We start from the raw sequence: 2970 nt of genomic DNA, 5'->3' as shown, positions 1-2970 counted from the left end.
CGCACGGTCATGAAGCTGGCCTGCACCGGGTCGTAATGCGACAGCCACGGCGCGAATACCGCCATCAAGACGATCAGCAGCGCGAGCACGGTGACGATCGGAACCAGTGCGTTGCGAAATGCGTGCTTGACGACGACGGTGCCGCGCAGCAGCCCTTTGGCACGCGCGGTCCGAATATAGTCGGTGCGCAGCACGCTCAGCATTGCGCTGCGCGTGTGGCGCATCAATTGTGCGCCGAGCGACGCGCCGAGCACGAATGCGGGCATCAGCATGGTCTTGATGCTGAGCCAGAAGTCTTCGGTGGGCGACACGTAGCCGGACGACGGCAGCAGATGCCAGCGCACCGACACGAGAAAGATCAGCATGATCCCGAGCCAGAAGTTCGGGATCGACATGCCGGACAGCGCGAACACGTTCGCGCCGTAATCGAGCGCGCCGCCCCGGCTTGCGGCGGAGATGACGCCCGCCGGAATACCGATACCAATTGCGAAGATCATCGCCATCGCCGCGAGCTGCAAGGTGACCGGCAGCTTCTGCACGATCAGCGACGTCACCGGCTCGTCGGTGCGTAGCGACGCGCCGAGATCGCCGTGCACGACGTCGCGGACCCACAGCGCGTACTGCGTCGGCACCGGCTCGTCGAGGTGGTACTTGACGCGCAGCGACGCGATCAACTGCGGATCCTGATCTTCGCCGGCCATCGCCATCACCGGATCGCCGGGCAACAGCTTCTGCAGGCCAAAGATCAGCATCGACACGAGAATCAGCGTCGGAATGGCGACCAGCACGCGATTTGCAATGATCTGCAGCATGATCGGTCAGCCCTTGATACTGACGCCGCGCAACCGGACCAAGCCGTCGGGATAGGGCGTGAAGCCTTGCACCTTCTTCGACAACTCGAACGGCCACGGCTGGCTATAGACATAGATGATCGGATCGTCGTCGGCGAGCAGCTTCGAGGCCGCGTCGTAGTCCGTTTTGCGTTCCGCCGTGGTCAGCTTCACGCGCGCGGCGTCGAGCAGCCGGTCGACCTCGGGGTTGCAGTAATGCGCGTAATTGAGGTTGCCGGCGCAGGTGTTGAACTGATGCAGATTGCCGTCCGGATCGACACGGCCCGACCAGCCGAGGTACATCGCCTCGAAGTCGCCGCTGTGCGCGGCATTGAGCTCGGTCACATAGTCGGTCGGCCGCAGCTTCAGGTTGAAGCCGGCTTCACCGACCATCGCCTGCATCATCTGCACGATCTGGCTCGACACCGTGTTGTTCGGGTAAGTGAATTCGATGTCGACGTGCTCGTGGCCCGCCGCCTTCAGCAGCGCCTTCGCCTTCGCGACGTCGCGATGCGTCATCGGCAGCGACGCGTTGTAGTACGGGCTCGACTTCGGCACCGCCTGATTCGCCGGCGCGAAGATACCCGCGCCGATCACCTGGTTGATCGCGTCACGGTCGATCGCGAGTTCGAATGCCTGCCGCACGCGCTTGTCTTTCAGCACCGCGTTGCTGCGCTTGCCGTTGCCGAGGTTGAACGTCACGTAGTAGTAGCCGAAGCCGCTGATCGGCGCGAACTTGTTGTTCGTGTCGTTCTTGACCGACGCGACATCGGACGGCGCGAGGCGCTCAAGCATGTCGAGCGAACCCGAGCGCAGATTGGCGAGGCGCACCGTGCTGTCGGGAATCGGCAGGAAGATCACGCGCTGGATCGGATATTTGTCGGCGTCCCAGTAGCCAGGGAATTTCTCGAGCACGACGCGATCGTTCTGCACGCGCTGAACGAACTTGTACGGGCCCGAACACACCGGATGCGCGGCGACGCCCGCCGGATCGGCCAGCGTCTTCGGCGCGAGCATCATGCCGGCGCGGTCGGTCAGCGTCGCGAGCAGCGCGGCGTCCGGCTGCTTCAACACGATTGCGACCGTGTAATCGTCGATTACGTCGACGTGATCGACCGAGGCCAGCTCGCTCTTGCGGTTGCTCGTCTGCAGCGTGCGGTCGCGGTCGAGGTTTGCCTTGACGGCGGCCGCATTGAACGGCTCGTCGTCCTGGAACTTCACGCCTTGACGCAGCTTGAACGTCAGCGTCTTGCCGTCGGCGCTGGTGGTCCACGAGGTTGCCAGCATCGGCACGATCTTCAGGTCGGGCGTGATATCGACCAGCGCATTGCACATCGACGCAAACACGATCCGGTCGACGAGCTGCACGCTGCGCGCGGGGTCGAGGGAACCGATGTCGTCCTGCAAGCCGATCCGTATGGTCTGGCTGGTCTGGGCCATCGCGGCGGTGGCGCTGAGTGCGAGCGCCGCGGCAATCAACATTCTTCGCATGAGGACTTTCCCTTGGTTTTCCAATTCATAAAGCGGTTTGGTAAGCGGGCCGCGACAACTCGATTCTTCACTCGACGTTCATCTCGACCACCGGCTCAGTCGCCAACGCCGGCGGCCAGCGCCGTCTGACGGTCGCGGTAGATCGCGAGCCGCTCGATCAATTTAGGGCTGACGCTTGTGGCCAGCGATGCGCCGCCGCCGGCGTTCTGGATCTCGCGCCAGAAGTGGCACGCGACCTGCCGTCCGTCGTCGAGCCGTTCGACGATCGGCCGCGCTTGCGCGCAATGCGGCTTCGCATGCGGACAGCGCGTATGGAAACGGCATCCGGAAGGCGGCGCGGTCGGACTCGGCAGATCGCCGGACAACGCGGGCTTCGCGCGCCGCTCGTGCGGGCTGCTCGCCGGAATCGCGCGCAGCAGCGCTTGCGTGTACGGATGCAGCGGCGTGTCGAACAGTGCATCGACATCGGCCAGTTCGACGATCTCGCCGAGATACATCACGGCGACGCGGTCGCTCATATGGCGGATCACCGCGAGGTCATGCGCAACCATGATCAACGTGAGGCCGAGATCCTGTTTCAGTGTCTCGAGGAGATTGATCACCTGGGCCTGCACCGAGACGTCGAGCGCCGACACCGGCTCGTCGCCGA

At 63.9% G+C, this 2970-nt stretch carries 3 protein-coding genes; all 3 read right to left on the bottom strand.

Translation table 11 applies throughout. The features are described from left to right. The coding region (locus tag QOC89_RS13110; RefSeq protein WP_323045400.1) for an ABC transporter permease at nucleotides 1-812 on the bottom strand (812 nt) is incomplete at its 3' end. A 6-nt stretch (nucleotides 813-818) separates the two neighbouring features. Next, entirely contained in the window at nucleotides 819-2321 is a 1503-nt protein-coding gene (locus QOC89_RS13105) for an ABC transporter substrate-binding protein (RefSeq protein ID WP_323045399.1), read from the bottom strand. 95 nt (nucleotides 2322-2416) lie between these two features. After that, a partial coding sequence (locus QOC89_RS13100) for an ABC transporter ATP-binding protein (RefSeq protein WP_323045398.1) occupies nucleotides 2417-2970 on the bottom strand: 554 nt, incomplete at its 5' end.

The organism is Paraburkholderia sp. (genome assembly GCF_034668105.1).
Taxonomy (GTDB): domain Bacteria; phylum Pseudomonadota; class Gammaproteobacteria; order Burkholderiales; family Burkholderiaceae; genus Paraburkholderia.
Note: the sequence above shows the minus strand (reverse complement) of the source record. Positions and strands in the feature narration are given on the sequence as shown.